This window comes from Saccharopolyspora hattusasensis, assembly GCF_050972075.1.
Taxonomy (GTDB): domain Bacteria; phylum Actinomycetota; class Actinomycetes; order Mycobacteriales; family Pseudonocardiaceae; genus Saccharopolyspora; species Saccharopolyspora hattusasensis.
This window is the reverse complement of sequence record NZ_JBPCDC010000001.1, coordinates 1901683-1915866: the sequence shown is the minus strand read 5'-3', so window position 1 is coordinate 1915866 and position 14184 is coordinate 1901683. Positions and strand designations below refer to the sequence as shown.

Below are 14184 nucleotides of genomic sequence, written 5' to 3'. Positions count from 1 at the left end.
GTCGCTCGGCTCATCCGGCCGACGTCTCCCGGTCCCGGACCCCGTCTCTCACCTACTCGTATCCCTGCCCGGGGCCTCGTGATGCGCCCACCCAGCGCGTCGTAGACCCAGGCGACCCATACCGAAGGAGGGACCCGTAGTGGGCCTCAGCAACTTCACGTCGGGCTCCGACGACGACAAGAACAACGGCAACGGACCGCCCTCGAACGGTCGTCCTCCGGGCTTTCCGCCGATAGGGCCCGGATTCCCGGGCGGCAGCATCGACGACGACGAAGTGAAGACCCTCCTCGTCGACTACAACGAGAAGTTCAAGAAGGCCGATCCGATGATGTTCCGCGACGTGCTTATCGAGCAGGTCCTCTCGGTCCTCATCAGCAAGAACAAGCCGAGCGCCCTGCTGATCGGATCCGCTGGTGTCGGCAAGACGAAGATCGTCGAGGACATCGCACGGCGTATCGCGCTTGGCGACACCCTCATCCCCGACCAGCTCAAAGACCACACGATCTACGAGCTGCCGATCACCAACATCATCGCCGGGTCCGGCATCGTCGGCTCGCTCGAGGAAAAGGTGAAGGCGATCGTCGAGTTCGCCTCGGACCCCAAGAACAAGGCCGTCCTGTTCATCGACGAAATCCACCAGATCACCGGAGGGACGGGCAGTCATGGCGACGCGCACGGTCGCAAGATCTCGCAGATCCTCAAGCCAGCACTCGCCCGCGGTGACATGTCCGTTATCGGCGCGACCACGTCCACCGAGTCCAGAGGCTTCGACGAAGACCCGGCCTTCTCGCGCCGCTTCACCCAGCTCATCGTCGACGAGCTCACTGTGGAGCAGGCCGAAGAGATCCTCAAGACAGTCCGTCCCGGTCTGACCGCCCACTATCGGCATCAGATCGCCGTTTCCGACGATGTACTCACCGAGACGGTGAAGATCGCCGAAGCCAACTCCCGTGCCGGGCAGCACCGCCCTGACAACGCCATCACCCTGCTCGACCGAGCGATGGCCGATCGGGTCCTGGAGCAGAAGAAGCTCATCGTCCAGGCCGAAAACGCCGGCGACGCAACGCTCGCGCAGACCCTGCGGACCATCCCGCAGGTGCCGCTGACGACGACCCGCGTGCTCGACGTGGCCAAGCGGCTGATGACCGGTAACGCCCGGCGCCCGGACTTCGACGTCGCGACGCTGCGCGCCACGCTCACCAGTCAGCTGCAGGGCCAGGACAACGTGCTCGACCAGCTCACGGACCGCCTTGCTCGAGAAGAGCTGGAGCTGTTTCCGAATAAGACCCCGACGACGTGGATGCTCGCCGGGGCCTCGGGTGTCGGCAAGACCGAGACCGCGAAGATCATCGCCGAGCAGATGACCGGCACCGAGCCGATCATCCTCAACATGACCGAGTACCACTCCGAGTGGTCGACGTCGAAGATCATCGGCTCGCCCCCGGGCTACGTTGGGTCCGACTCCAATCAGGAGCTGCCCTTCGACACACTCGAGTCCAACCCGCACCGGGTGATCCTGCTCGACGAGTTCGAGAAGGCGGACAAGGCCGTGCAACGGCTGTTCCTGTCGGCCTTCGATGAAGGCTACATCCGCAATGCGCACGGCAAGCTGCTGGACTTCTCCAAGGCACTGGTCATCTGCACGACCAACGCCGCCCGGGAGTCGCTCAACGGCAGCCACATCGGGTTCGGATCGGCACCGAAGACGGTCTCGCGCAAGAGTCTCACCAAGGCCTTGACGGAATTCTTCGACGCCGAGTTGCTGGGCCGGTTCTCGCTGGTCGTGGGGTTCAACCCTATCGACGAGGAGATCTACCGGCAGATCATGGCCGCCGACTACGTCCGGCAGCGCGAGCGGATCCTGGATGCCAAACCCCGGCTGGCTCAGGCCCTACCCGCGACAATGCCCGACGACGAGCTGCGCGCCATCGCGGAGACCACCTACGTGGAATCCCAGGGTGCTCGTCCGGCTGGCAAAGCCGTGCGCACCTGGATCGAGGACCGTCTACTCGCCGCCCAGGCGAGCGGCAGCGCAGCCACGCCCGCGATCGCATCCACCGAGGAACCGGAGACGTCGACGACCAACTGATCCGACCTCCGCACACCATCGAACGCCCCCGTCCGGCCCGTCCGGACGGGGGCGCTCCTGTGTCCGCACCACTTCGTCCCACAGAGAGAAGGGCGCCCATGACCACTGCTGCTCAGCCCCAGGACCGGCACACCGCAGTCGCCGACAACGCCAGCCTGACGCTCGCCGCTTACTCTCACGACCCGGCGGAATACCGCGAACTGAACCTCATGCTCGGCCTGATCGAGGTTGATCCCAACGGATCCCTCATCGCGGCCAATCCCTGGGATGCCGACGTCAGCGAACCCGCACAGCACTCGCCCAAAGGGTGAGCCGTCGCCAATGGACGACCGCGCGCCTGGGTAGCGCGCGGTGTCCGGGGTTGCGTGGCTAACACCACGGACCCCGGACTCAGGGGCCTCACGGCCCCTGACGGGTGGGTTGAGAGAGACACGGGAGGGCTCGTCGCCTGACGAGAGCCCTCCCGTGCTCAAGCCTGCGCCCACGTACCCCAAGTGCTCATCTCTGAGCATTCGACTGACCATTCATTCTTTGTCGGAATGGTTCTATCGCTCACGACCTTACCTCTCTCAATTCACCTAACGATCCACTCGATGAAAGGCGACGCTATGCCTATCATGCTCGATGACATCGAACTCCTGGCCGCTGTGGCCAAGAAGACCGTTGACCCGAAGTTCTTCTCCTCGAAGCTGACAGGGTCCGGCAAGAAGACCGGCCTGCTCAACGAGAGCCTGCGGCCGATCAACACCGCCACCAACACCGCCTACGCCATCGCCCGCGACATCGAGGTCAAGCAGAGCTCGACGCACCACGACATCACGACCTCGTCCGTACCCCTGGCCCCGATGACCCGCCGCGCGCTGCTCTCGGGTGGATTTTTCACTCTGCCGACCCCGCACGTGGACGACCGCTTCGCGCTCGACACCTCCGCCAGCAAGGTCCAGAACTGGGACGTCGTCTTCGACATGACCCCGCAGGGCCTGACACTCTACGAGGACAAGTCCGGGGACAAGCCCGCCCGCGACCTGGTCGTCCAGTACCGGATGGAGCTGTTCTTCTTCAAGAAAGGCCTCCTCGAGCCCGAGCGTGCGACCTCGGTCTCCAGCTCGGTGGGTTACGGCAACTACGACGCAGCCGTATTCCTGCAGTGGGACACCAGCCCGATGGAAAACACCCGTTATTTCATCGATGACGTGCTCACCACCGCCGGCCTCACGGCCTCCAACCTCGACGAGCTCGATGAGTGGATGAACGAGTACCCGATCTACGAGCGCATCACGCGACTCGCGCAGATCTGGGACTCCGAGGCCATCGCCGACGAGGTCTGCCGCTACATCACCGACATACCGGCCAGCCCCACAGAGGAGCAGCTGAACATGCTCGCTGTGCAGCTGCGCTACCTGGAGAACTACAACGTCCCGCTGGAGGCCTACCGCCAAATCCACAAGCAGCTGGATGCGACCTTCTCCGAGCAGATCGCGGCGAAGCTGTCGAAGCAGAACCTTAACCTGCTGATGAATCACACGCTCGACCATCTGGAACAGATGAAGCCCCAGCTGGTCGTGCCCACCCAGCCGATCACACCGCCGGTTCTGCCCCCGCACCTGTCCAAGCAGCAGCTCGACGCGCTCACCACGCATGAGCCGCTGGTGATGACTCAGGCGGGAGCCGGCACCGGCAAGTCGACCGTGATCCTTGAGCGCATCAAGTACCTCGAGGCCTGCGGGGTGCTGGCTAGCGACATCACCGTGCTGTCGTTCACCAACGCCGCGGCCGACAACATCACGGAGAAGAACCCGAAAGTCGGCTCGATGACGATCGCGAAGATGATCATCGACATCTACTCACTGAACCACCCGACTCACAAGGTTTCGGCGATCGACACGATCATCAACTCGATCGACATCTTCTACCCGAACAGCCAGTTCGCCGCGCAATTCCGCTCGCGGCTGCTGGAGGTCGACCAGAACAAGACCGGTGCGTTCACCGCGCTCAACACCTTCGTCGAGAACCACTTCGATGAGGTGGTCGCCCTGCTCGACCGCATCGAGCAGACGTCGCTAGAGCTGCAGATCATCATTTGCTACCAGAAGATCGACGACATGGCCGAGCCGGCCCACGTGCAGTCGAAGTACCTCATCATCGACGAGGTGCAGGACAACTCGGTCTTCGAGTTCATCTACGTGCTGAAGTACATCACCAAGCACGCCCAGAGCCTGTTCATCGTCGGCGATGCTTCTCAGACGCTGTATGAGTTCCGCTCGGCCAACCCGCGCGCGCTCAACACGCTGGAGGGCTCGGGAGTCTTCGCGACCTTCAAGCTCACGACGAACTACCGGAGCAACCAGGAGATCCTGGATTTCGCCAACGTTGTGCTCGGCGAGCTGGAAACCAACCAGTTCGCCAACATCCAGCTGCAGGCGAACTCGCTCGCGGTCCCCACGGCCGACTCCTTCCAGGAGAAGGTCACGCTGGCCTACCGCGAGGTAGCGAGACTCACCGGATTCGTCACCCAGGACCTGCAATCGATCGTGCGCAACACAGTGATCCCGGACTACGTCGAGAAGTGCCTCGACCGCGGAGAACAGGTGGCCTTCCTGGCCTACTCCCGCCGCGAGGTGGCGCTGATCCAGGCGGTCCTCGAGAAGACGTACCCCAACCGGCACGTGGCCTCGCTCGTCAGCCAGCGGGTCTACGCGACGGACATCTTCTCGAAGTACATCAAGTTCTTCTGGAACGACGTCCTGCAGGTACAACCGGGCAACGCCTCGTTCGTAGTCTCCCAGGGGATCAAGGACAACATGGGCAAGCTGACGAAGAATGCCAGCAACCCCAACGTCGAGAAGGCGATCCTGCGCACCATCTCCGAATGGTGGGTCGAGAACAGCGCCACCATCAACGGCTGGGTCACCCTGTGCAACCAGGGCAGCCTGTCGCACAAGGCGTTCTTCGACGGGCTCCGCGACAACCTCCTGTCCTTCGAGATCACGCGCAACCAGCAAAAGCTGAACGTGAACAAGCAGAAAAACCAGGAGCGCAAGCGGAAGAACCTCGAGTCCAAGGTCGACCTCGTCGTCTCGACAATCCACGGTGCCAAGGGCCTCGAGTTCGACAACGTCGTCGTCCTCTACAAGGAGGACACCAGCATGAGCCAGGACGCCAAGCGGATGTTCTACGTCGCCTTCACCAGGGCGATGAACAGCCAGTACGTCCTGTCCTACGGAACGACGAAGAACCCGCCGATCCAGAGCAGCTACGAGCAGATCGTCAACGCTCTCACCGAGCGCGACAAGAAGAATGCGCTGCGCGCTCAGGGCATCGACCCGGACTTCCTGGTCGATGACGACGCCGACGCCGGTTCCGCCGGCGACCTCGACGAGGTCGCCCAGGCCGTCTGATCGGCTGATCCCCGCAGCGCAGGCGCGGGCTCCCCGTTACCAGAGGGCCGTGCACCCGCGCCTGCGTCATTTCCCCATCCGCAAACAGCCAGCGCAGCCCCAAAGGAGCACCACCATGACCGCCATCGGCACGCGGGCCGACTCCGACGAGCTCGCCCCGAACCTCAACGCGACCTACGACCTGATCATCTGTCACGGCGATCGAGTCGTCTTCCACGACCACTACCAAAACCCCGAGCGCCGGCTGCACATGTGCGTCAGGCTCCTCACCGACTCCGACGTCTTCAGCCGAGCCGTCGATTCCTCGCGCGCGATGGAAATCCGAAACCTGCACCAGGCCCACGCGGCCCAGTGGAGCACCGAGCCCGACTCCGTCGTCGACGCGATCGCCAAGCTCTGCCGACGTTGGGGCGTGCAGATCTACGTGAGCACCACCGTGAAGCGGAGTGCCGTTCCCGCCGCACTGTTCTCGGTCATCACCGAGTACGGCCCCGGCCAGACCGTCGCCAAACACTTCCCGACCAACGAGGCCCGGCGGGCCAGCCTGACCGAGCGCGCCGAGCAGTTCTTCACCGAGCCCGGCTGCATCCCACACTCATACCTTCCTGCGAAAGCGAGCGCCCATGCCTGCCTCCACCATCGTCGTCTCCGGCGGCCTGATCCGCCTCTACGACGACTCCGTGCAGACCTTCGACCGGCTCCCGGTGGCGACCTACGCCATCGACTTCTCCCAGATGACCGGCTACAGCCTCCACCAGGTCGAGCCGCTCGCCCCCGGCGAAGAGACCGTCTACGGCGACCACGATGAGCGCGTCAAGCGCATCGTGCGCGGCTACCAGGCCATGGACAGATCCCTGGGCGTGATCCTCTCCGGCGACAAGGGCATGGGTAAGTCGCTCATGATCCGGATGCTCGCCGAGCAGGCCCGCGACCAGCTGAGGCTGCCCACCGTCCTCGTGCAGCACTCGACCCCGGGGCTCGCGTCCTTCCTGGACGAACTGGGCGAGACCGTCGTCGTCTTCGACGAATTCGAGAAGGTCTTCTCGGCCACCGACGACAACGAACCGCAGAACCAGTTCCTCAGCCTGTTCGACGGCCTGAGCACCACCAAGCGCCTCTACGTGCTCTCAGTCAACGAGCTGCACCGGGTCAACGACTACATGCTCAACCGCCCGGGCCGCTTCCATTACCACATGCGGTTCGCCTACCCCGACGCCGAGACGGTCGCCCAGTACCTGCGCGACCAGGTACCCGGCGCGGCGCAGGAGGAGATCGCCCAGGTCGTCGACTTCTCTCGCAAGTACGACATCAACTTCGACCACCTGCGCGCGATCGCCTTCGAGCTGCGCCTGGGGGAGAGCTTCGCCGAGGTGATCGCCGACCTCAACATCAAGCGCACCAGCCGCTGCGGAGAGGACATCGTCCGTGCCCACATCACCTGGGCCGACGGCGACACCGAGGCGATCGCCGGACACATCGACCTCTTCGACCAGGACGCGCTGCAGCTGATCAGTGACTGGGACCGGGACATCAACGTGCGCTTCCGCATGCGCGACGCCCGTCCGTCCAAGGACGGCTACGTCCTGCCCGTCGGCTCCTTCGAGCTCGTCGACACCCGTGACGAGGAGCAGAAGGCCGAAGAGGAGCGCTCGCTCGAGGCCGTCTCGATCGTGCTGCGCCGTCCGCAGAAGCACTCGATCGACTTCTAAGGCCCTGCCCGCGGCGGGTCCTTCATCCGACCGGACCGGCAGCTAGCGCGGCTACCGGCCCGGTCCACGCGCACCAGTAGACCCGAAAGAGCCTCACCATGACCACGACTGCACGCACCAAGCCCGAAAACCCCTACGCCCGGGCCTACGCCGACTTCCAGAAGAACACCGAGGACCATCAGCTCGTCGTCCTGCAAGACGCCGGCATCTACCGCCACCTGCGGATCCAGGCCCCCGGCACCCGCATGTGGTCCTGGGACGTCAGCACCTGGCCCGGGCACCTGGCCACCTCCGGCTTCATCTTCTCCCACATCGAAGACATGCTGGACTTCTTCACCGCCCCGACTTCCAGCCAGGCCTACTACACCGACGGCGCTCCCTGCATCGACATGCACTACTGGGCCGAGAAGCTGGTCGGCACCGACAACCACCAGCGCGTGCGCGTCTACAGCCACCGGGTGTTCCTCCAGAACGTCAAGAACAGCCTTGAAGAAGACGAAAACTTCGGCCTGGAAGCCCAGGAGGAGCACGAGAAGCTCGTCGCAGTGACCAAGCGCGTCTGTGCGCGCCACGACTTCGATTTCGACTACTACCTCAAAATCCAGAACGACGAAACCCGTCTTCCCCGCCTCGAGATCGATGACGACGACCTGGACGAGTGGGAGTACTTCGGCCAGGAGATCCCCGAGCTGTCGCCGGCCGAGCGCCGCAAGGAGATCCTCGACGAGGCCCAGGAGGTCGAGGAGCACTACGAGGCCGCTCAGGAATGGCTGCGCGAGCACGAGGAAACCTTCGGCTCCGCCTGGGAATGGGACCTCAACGAGTTCGACACCCGCTTCGTCTTCGCCTGTTACGCCCTCGAGCTGACCACCCGGCGATGGCGCGAATACCTGGCGCAGAAGCCCGTGCCCGCTCCGGCTAGCCACATACCAGACACGCTCCAGCATCGGATCGACGAAGTGATCGGGCACGAGAACTACGCGTCCTACGTGCTCGACGGACAAACCGCTGAGCCAAACGGCGAGGGTTACCACGACGTCGTGACCATCGAGGACCTTCCGGTGGGCGATCGCCGCGTCACGGCGTTCACCCTCGGCCCCGACGGCGAGATCGAGCACTCCGTGATCCCATCGAGCAGGTCGTCCATGGCCTGAGTGAGTCCGGGCTCGTGCCGGGTCTGGACATCTCCGTGCTCGCCAACGAAACAGGCGAGCCCTACGCGATGGTCGAAATCGTCGACGACGCACGGGGGATCTATCTGTCCAGCGGCACCGAGATCTGCAGTCCCAGCCGATGACCGCTCGGCCGTCGGCTGGGACGGCGTTCTCGCCATTGCTCGTCAGCTCATCACCTTGAGCAACGACCTGCACTGATCGCCGGCCCCATAGCCCCGCGCACCTGATCGCAGCACGCGGGGCCCGCGGCGACGCGCAGGCGCAGCACACCTTCGTCGTCTGACACAGCCATCACGGCCGGGGATCGCCCTCATCGGCGGTCCCCGGTCCGGTGCTGCCCTCAAGGAGCACGACCCATGAACAACATCCTCGTCCTGTCCTGCCTGGGAGTCGCCGCCCTCGGATCGCTGCTACTCGTGGCGGGTCTCGTCCGCCGACGCTGGCGCGATCCGCGGCGGCTGTTCACCTGGGAGCAGAAGAAGACCCTCCTCGCCCGCGCGGGCCACCGCTGCGAACACAAGCCCCTGCTGTGGTCGCGCTGCAAGGCGACCAGCGAGTTGGAGGCCGACCACGTCGTGCCCTGGAGCAGGGGAGGGCCGACCCAGCTGTGGAACGGCTCTGTCCTCTGCCGGAGGCACAACCGGCGCAAGTCCAACCGTATCCCCACGGCCTTTTACCGCTGGCGGCTCGCCCAGCGCCGTTAGAAGCACACACTCCGCACCGCCTGACGAAAGAAGTGACGCCCATGATCGCCGAAATCACCGACGTCCAGCACTTCAACGAACTAAAAGACCGACTTATCGCCACAACCGGCTCACCTGGGTTGACTTCCTTCTACGACGGCAAGGTCCACATGACGCTGGGGAGTGGGAGCGGCTTATCGGCTCCATCACTAATGCACAAACCGAGCTACGGTCCCGCGAGCTCCATCACCTCGAGGAAGAGCAGATCTCCGCGAACACGCAGGCCGCTCTCGACGAGGTCCGCCAGCTCGCTGACCAGGACCGGAAGTGCCCGTCCTGTACCGGCTATGAGTCGATCCGCGCCGTCCTCGACCGCACGGACCCGCCCCGCGCCGTCACCCATGACCGGATCAGCCAGGCACTGAACCGGGCCGCCGACGAGGTACTCGATGTCGCCCGGGACGACGGCGACGAACTGCTGCGCGATGCCATCAACCTCGTGGTCAACGCCGGTCTGCACTTCGTTGAGCACCCTAACGCCTCACTCCAGGACGCGGTCGAGGCCAACTACGACGAGGACTTCGCCGACGAGCTCCTGGAGACCCTGCGTTGACGGCTCCGCGCTTTATCACCTGCCCGCACTGCAGCGAGCAGCGCGACATCTCTAACCGATACACCTCGCCGGCCAACGCCGAGCGCGACCACATCTGGTGGGCTGAGTAATACCTGCCCGGCAAGTGTGTCGCCGACACGACCCCCACTGCCTGATCCCTCCCCTCTCACCCCGAACCCACACAAGGAGACACCCGCCATGGGCGCAGGCATGCTCACCGCCACCATCGCCGCACCTGCCGACCGCGCCGAGCCCCTGGACTTTGACCGCGGTCGCCGAATGATCGACGAGATCGCAGACGTCGCCCTGTTCGAATTCGGCGACCCCGAGTCGCAGCTCGAGCAGCTCGTCGACGACTTCGACCCTGACGTCCATCTGGACGACGACGGCCTGCCGTCCCTCGACCTGACCAAGCAGGTCGGGCAGGAAATCGTCGACGCTCTCGAGGAAGCCCTGGACTCCCGTGAGACCAGCTTCATCACCGTCGCCGGCTACAAGGTGTACATCTCCGGTGGCCCCTCCTCGGGGGACACCCCGACGGACGCCGCCGATGCGATCTGGAACGCGTACTACCTGCCCGACGCAGTGCTCCGGGCTATGGGCTTCATCCCGGACTACACCAGGCCGCTGTCCCGGACGAACGGAAACCCCGGCCACGTGACCGACACCGACGTCGTCAACGCCATCGCCCTGGGTCTGGGGACCAAGTCCAAAAGGTCCGGCGCGGATGAGCTCGAGTGGATCGCCGACACGATCGGCGCTGTGCGCCCGCACCCCGGCGACCGCGATCCCCGCGAGTACCACGAGGAGTTCACCGAGCAGCACGGCTTCGACCCGGCCGACGCAACCTTCCTTAACGGCTACGTCAGCGAGGAAGTGCACGAGGAGGGCACCAAAGACGACGAGTAGCCACGAGGAGCACCCGAATGCCCACTACGAAGAAACCCTCGAGGCCAACACCGACTCGGGTCGGCGGCGGGTCACGCAGGTGTTCCAGGACTTCTGCGAGCTCTCCGCCCTCGCGATCCGCAACGCCGGCGACCATGACGGATCTGACGCGCGCGAGGCCCGCTACCTGGCTATCGCCGCGACCTACACGCCAGAGGAGATGCGCCGGTTTGCCGAAGCCCTGGCACAGATCGTGCTGACGCTCAATGGGCGGCGTTCGGACGCCCTGGGACACCTGTATATGAGCCTCGGACTCGGCAACGAGCGCCTCGGCCAGTTCTTCACGCCGTACGAGATCAGCCTGCTCGCCGCGAAAATCACTGTGAACGACGTGACCAATCACCGCGAGGACATGAGTTCATCACCCTCAACGAGTCCACCTGCGGATCCGGCGGAAAGGGCATCGCCACCGCGGAGACCTTCTGCGAGGCCGGTTTCAACTACCAGACGGCTATGCACGTCACCGCGCAAGATCTCGACATCACAGCCGTGCACATGACCTACATCCAGCTGTCGCTCCCGCACGTACCCGCGTTGGTGGTGCAACGGCAACACCCTCACCCTCGAACAGCTCGACGTCTGGCCCACCCCCGCCCATGTGATCGGCCGATGGGACGCACGACTCCGCTCGGCGACCGTCTGCCGAACCACATCCCAATCGACCGACCAGATCGACGAAATCGAGAACGAATGACTATGTCCCAGAACACGACCTTCGCCCCGACGACGTCGTCAAGCGCAAGATTTTCGATGCCCGCATCAGGCATGCTTACGACGTCCACCTGACGCTCGACGACCGCGACCGCGTGGTCGCCTTGTAGCAGTCACTCGGCATCACCTGCCTGCAGGTCGACGTCGGCGACCTCTAACCCGGTCCCTCCCTGAGGCCCGCGCCTTGCCCCGCTCGCCGGGACGGGCGCGGGTCTCTTCTTCTTGTCCGCACCTGTTCTCCCCGGCTCTGGTCAACCGATGCGATGACTACTCGACACCTTGTCGTGACTCATCAAAAGCTGTCGTATACGAGGCGATGACAGGCCATTTATCCATGAATAGACTGGACCTATGACTGACAACCACGAAACACCTCTGAATGTCGACCTTCCGAAGTTCTCCGTCAACGTCGTCCCGACTAACCAGATCAAGCGCGACGACCTTGAGACTCTGCTGGTGCTCTTCCGCCGCGGCGCGGTCGAACCGCTGGTCTTCGGCGACGACAACAAGCCCGAGGCCGCGATCATCCCCTTCGCCGCGTTCGTGCGCCTGATGAGGCACGACCACGCGACCCACGTCCGTGACGAGGCCGCCTTCCGGGGCGAGCTCAGCCGACGGGTCCGGGAATCCGACGCGGCCCGCGAACGCGGCGAGGAGCCGGGCCTGACCATCGAATCCGACGAGGATTTCTACGGCTGGGCCGAAACCCTCGGCGACGTCGGCAAGGCCTGGGCGGACCAGCGCCGGGCACGAGACGAGGGGCATCGCCGTGAAGAGTGAGCGAGCCGCGCACTTCTATCTGCCGCCGGAAGCCAAGCAGGACATCGAGCGTCTCCACGCCCTGGCCCAGCGCACGCCGAAGGGCAGCGAGTCCCGCCATCTCGCAGTGGTCGCCATGAATACCATTCTGGAGATCAAGAACGGCACACGGAGCACGCACCCCCTCGAGTACCTGCCGAGCTATCCCGATCTGTCTGACTGCGAAACCACATACGTCGGCGCGGACCCGAATAAGAAGCCATCACACCGAGTCGTCTGGCGGGAAACACCTCCGGAGACGCCCGGCGATGCGCCGTTGCGCGAGGTCATCGCCATTGGAGAGCGAAAGAACGGTGCCGTCTACCACATCGCCGGGCAGCGCCTAGGTCGTCCGACGGGCGTGACGCTCGCCGAGCTGCGGGTCCAACCCGAGCCGATGGTCGACCCCTCGCGATCGCGACAGCGCTCGAGCGACTTCAGCGCTTCGCCTGAATCGGACCTCGAGTACGACTGACCTGTCATTCGCAATTCTGCTCATCATCGAGTTCTTCTCGTAGAATGGGATGACTGATGATTCGACAAGGTGGGATGAGGCGATGCGCGAATACAAGACATAGATGCTGGAGTCCGAGGCGCAGGCGCTGTCCGGCCAGCAGGACGACCAGAGCCTGGACCAGCCGATCGAGACCGAGAAGCGCCGTCATGGCCTGACTCTTCGGGTATCGCTGATCGTGCGCCGTCTGCTGGGACTGGCGATCGCGCTGGGCACCGCCTACGGAATCTTCCACGTGATCTTCTGGACCGACGTCCTTGCCCCGGTGCTTGCCTACGCCGAACCCGTCAAATACGGCATCGACTGGGTCCTAGAGGACCCGAGACGGGCGTCTTCGAAAACCGGAAATAGAGGAGGTCCGTCATGTTCAAGAGCACTCGCGCCACCATCGGAATCTGCCTCCTCGGCGAGGCCTCTGTCGCGACGGTTACCGGCTGGGCCACCGGCTTCTTCGCGCAGGTCGTGAGCTTCTTCAACGGCCTGTGGAACAGCTTCATCGCCTGGCTCAACTCGCCGTTCGGCTGGGACCACCTCCTTGCCGGAGCCGGCGTGCTCATCGCTCCGATCATCCTGCTGGTGGTCATCCTCGCCCTCGCCGACAACTAACCCAGATACAGAGAACCCCGGTGATGCATCCGCATCACCGGGGTTCTCTTTTTTGCCCCACTCACCCTTGTCGTCTACGACACCGCCTCCAGCTCCAAGTCCAGACCGACGGTGTCCTCGATCATCCCGCAGCTCTCGGGTCGGGTCGAATCCGTGCTCTCATCGACTTCGAGCCGGCGGTTGATGCTCCGTGACGCTGAGAACTTCAGAACCGAGTAGTCGTCCACATCCTGCTTGCCGAAGCGCACCTTGTGTCCCTTGTGGGCCTGGCGGTAGAAACGGCCGAATCCGGTGAGCACCACCGTCTCGCCGCCGCTCACTGCATCCGTGAGCTCGCCGAGCAACGCCTCGTACACCTCGCTCACGACCCTAATCGAGAGGTCGCTGCGCACAGCGACTCGAGAGATGAATTCGCGTTTACTGATGCGCGGATGCCTCGTCGTTGCCATGCTCACACCTTGCCCTAACGTGCTCGTGCCGCACTTCTTGCTTGAAAAATCAGTCTATCTGAATCCAGCTCCTATAGAAAAGACTTGATTGGTATATCAGCATCCAGTCGATTACAACTCAAAGTCCGGCTCAATCTCCACCCGTTCATCCTTGGGCTCGTAGTCAACCGTCTCGATGATCGACCGCGTCTTCGGGTCCCGATGCTTGTTCACGATCTTTCCGTGGGACTCCTCAAACCGCTGCTGCGCAGCCACACGGTGGGCCGCATCGAGCTTCGCGTGAATGTTCTTGTCACCGAACTCCAGCATCGAGCTCACCGACGACTTCGCGCCCTGCTTGATCGCGTTGACGTTCGGCTTGTTCTGCGCCCGCTGCTGCTCCCAGCGGCTGCGGTCCTCTGGCGTGATGTAGCCGAACATCCGCGCGAAGCGCGATCCGTACCGTGTTTGCTGTTCCTCGGCGTGCTGATCGTTGCTCATGGTCGTCCTTC

At 63.9% G+C, this 14184-nt stretch carries 17 protein-coding genes and 1 pseudogene; 14 read left to right on the top strand and 4 right to left on the bottom strand.

Features of this window, described 5'->3' with window-relative positions; translation table 11 throughout:
- Positions 1 to 139 precede the first annotated feature (139 nt).
- From ACRXBZ_RS08060 to ACRXBZ_RS08025, 8 genes are all read left to right on the top strand, one after another.
- Positions 140 to 2089 carry an AAA family ATPase gene (locus tag ACRXBZ_RS08060; protein ID WP_433878520.1) on the top strand — a complete coding sequence of 650 codons (1950 nt, stop codon included), beginning with the start codon at positions 140 to 142 and terminating at the stop codon, positions 2087 to 2089.
- Positions 2090 to 2187: 98 nt separating this feature from the next.
- Positions 2188 to 2400, top strand: a complete 213-nt coding sequence (locus tag ACRXBZ_RS08055) for a hypothetical protein (protein ID WP_433878519.1) — start codon at positions 2188 to 2190, stop codon at positions 2398 to 2400.
- A gap of 297 nt (positions 2401 to 2697) precedes the next feature.
- Positions 2698 to 5487, top strand: coding sequence for an AAA family ATPase (locus ACRXBZ_RS08050; RefSeq protein WP_433878518.1), 2790 nt, complete (start codon positions 2698 to 2700; stop codon positions 5485 to 5487).
- Between the two features lie 115 nt (positions 5488 to 5602).
- Positions 5603 to 6295, top strand: coding sequence for a hypothetical protein (locus ACRXBZ_RS08045; protein ID WP_433878517.1), 693 nt, complete (start codon positions 5603 to 5605; stop codon positions 6293 to 6295).
- Positions 6222 to 7196, top strand: coding sequence for an AAA family ATPase (locus tag ACRXBZ_RS08040; RefSeq protein WP_433883825.1), 975 nt, complete (start codon positions 6222 to 6224; stop codon positions 7194 to 7196). The genes ACRXBZ_RS08045 and ACRXBZ_RS08040 overlap by 74 nt, the downstream gene beginning before the upstream one ends.
- A gap of 98 nt (positions 7197 to 7294) precedes the next feature.
- A complete protein-coding gene (locus tag ACRXBZ_RS08035) occupies positions 7295 to 8350 on the top strand; it encodes a hypothetical protein (protein WP_433878516.1) in 1056 nt (351 codons plus the stop codon).
- A gap of 14 nt (positions 8351 to 8364) precedes the next feature.
- Positions 8365 to 8493, top strand: a complete 129-nt coding sequence (locus tag ACRXBZ_RS08030) for a hypothetical protein (RefSeq protein ID WP_433878515.1) — start codon at positions 8365 to 8367, stop codon at positions 8491 to 8493.
- A 234-nt stretch (positions 8494 to 8727) separates the two neighbouring features.
- Positions 8728 to 9075: an HNH endonuclease gene (locus ACRXBZ_RS08025; protein ID WP_433878514.1), complete on the top strand. Its 348-nt coding sequence runs from the start codon at positions 8728 to 8730 to the stop codon at positions 9073 to 9075.
- Between the two features lie 205 nt (positions 9076 to 9280).
- On the opposite strand, the gene ACRXBZ_RS08020 is transcribed toward ACRXBZ_RS08025, so the two are convergent.
- Positions 9281 to 9586 carry a hypothetical protein gene (locus ACRXBZ_RS08020; protein ID WP_433878513.1) on the bottom strand — a complete coding sequence of 102 codons (306 nt, stop codon included), beginning with the start codon at positions 9584 to 9586 and terminating at the stop codon, positions 9281 to 9283.
- Between the two features lie 279 nt (positions 9587 to 9865).
- Between ACRXBZ_RS08020 and ACRXBZ_RS08015 the strand changes: the two genes are divergently transcribed.
- From ACRXBZ_RS08015 to ACRXBZ_RS08000, 5 genes and pseudogenes are all read left to right on the top strand, one after another.
- Positions 9866 to 10576 carry a hypothetical protein gene (locus ACRXBZ_RS08015; RefSeq protein WP_433878512.1) on the top strand — a complete coding sequence of 237 codons (711 nt, stop codon included), beginning with the start codon at positions 9866 to 9868 and terminating at the stop codon, positions 10574 to 10576.
- A gap of 79 nt (positions 10577 to 10655) precedes the next feature.
- Complete coding sequence (locus tag ACRXBZ_RS08010; RefSeq protein ID WP_433878511.1) at positions 10656 to 11114, top strand: hypothetical protein; 459 nt, start codon at positions 10656 to 10658, stop codon at positions 11112 to 11114.
- 214 nt (positions 11115 to 11328) lie between these two features.
- Positions 11329 to 11436: pseudogene (locus tag ACRXBZ_RS42155) on the top strand (phosphatase domain-containing protein); the annotation flags it as partial.
- Positions 11437 to 11677: 241 nt separating this feature from the next.
- A complete protein-coding gene (locus tag ACRXBZ_RS08005) occupies positions 11678 to 12106 on the top strand; it encodes a hypothetical protein (RefSeq protein ID WP_433878510.1) in 429 nt (142 codons plus the stop codon).
- Positions 12096 to 12599, top strand: coding sequence for a hypothetical protein (locus ACRXBZ_RS08000; protein ID WP_433878509.1), 504 nt, complete (start codon positions 12096 to 12098; stop codon positions 12597 to 12599). Before ACRXBZ_RS08005 ends, ACRXBZ_RS08000 begins: the two co-directional genes overlap by 11 nt.
- A 4-nt stretch (positions 12600 to 12603) precedes the next feature.
- On the opposite strand, the gene ACRXBZ_RS07995 is transcribed toward ACRXBZ_RS08000, so the two are convergent.
- Positions 12604 to 12873, bottom strand: coding sequence for a hypothetical protein (locus tag ACRXBZ_RS07995; RefSeq protein ID WP_433878508.1), 270 nt, complete (start codon positions 12871 to 12873; stop codon positions 12604 to 12606).
- A 128-nt stretch (positions 12874 to 13001) separates the two neighbouring features.
- Between ACRXBZ_RS07995 and ACRXBZ_RS07990 the strand changes: the two genes are divergently transcribed.
- Positions 13002 to 13244 (top strand): hypothetical protein, encoded by a 243-nt coding sequence (locus ACRXBZ_RS07990; RefSeq protein ID WP_433878507.1) that lies wholly within the window; start codon positions 13002 to 13004, stop codon positions 13242 to 13244.
- Positions 13245 to 13318: 74 nt separating this feature from the next.
- On the opposite strand, the gene ACRXBZ_RS07985 is transcribed toward ACRXBZ_RS07990, so the two are convergent.
- Both ACRXBZ_RS07985 and ACRXBZ_RS07980 read right to left on the bottom strand, forming a co-directional pair.
- On the bottom strand, positions 13319 to 13693 hold the full coding sequence (locus ACRXBZ_RS07985) for an HU family DNA-binding protein (RefSeq protein ID WP_433878506.1): 375 nt from the start codon (positions 13691 to 13693) through the stop codon (positions 13319 to 13321).
- A 111-nt stretch (positions 13694 to 13804) separates the two neighbouring features.
- Positions 13805 to 14173 (bottom strand): hypothetical protein, encoded by a 369-nt coding sequence (locus tag ACRXBZ_RS07980; RefSeq protein WP_433878505.1) that lies wholly within the window; start codon positions 14171 to 14173, stop codon positions 13805 to 13807.
- Between the last annotated feature and the right edge of the window lie 11 nt (positions 14174 to 14184).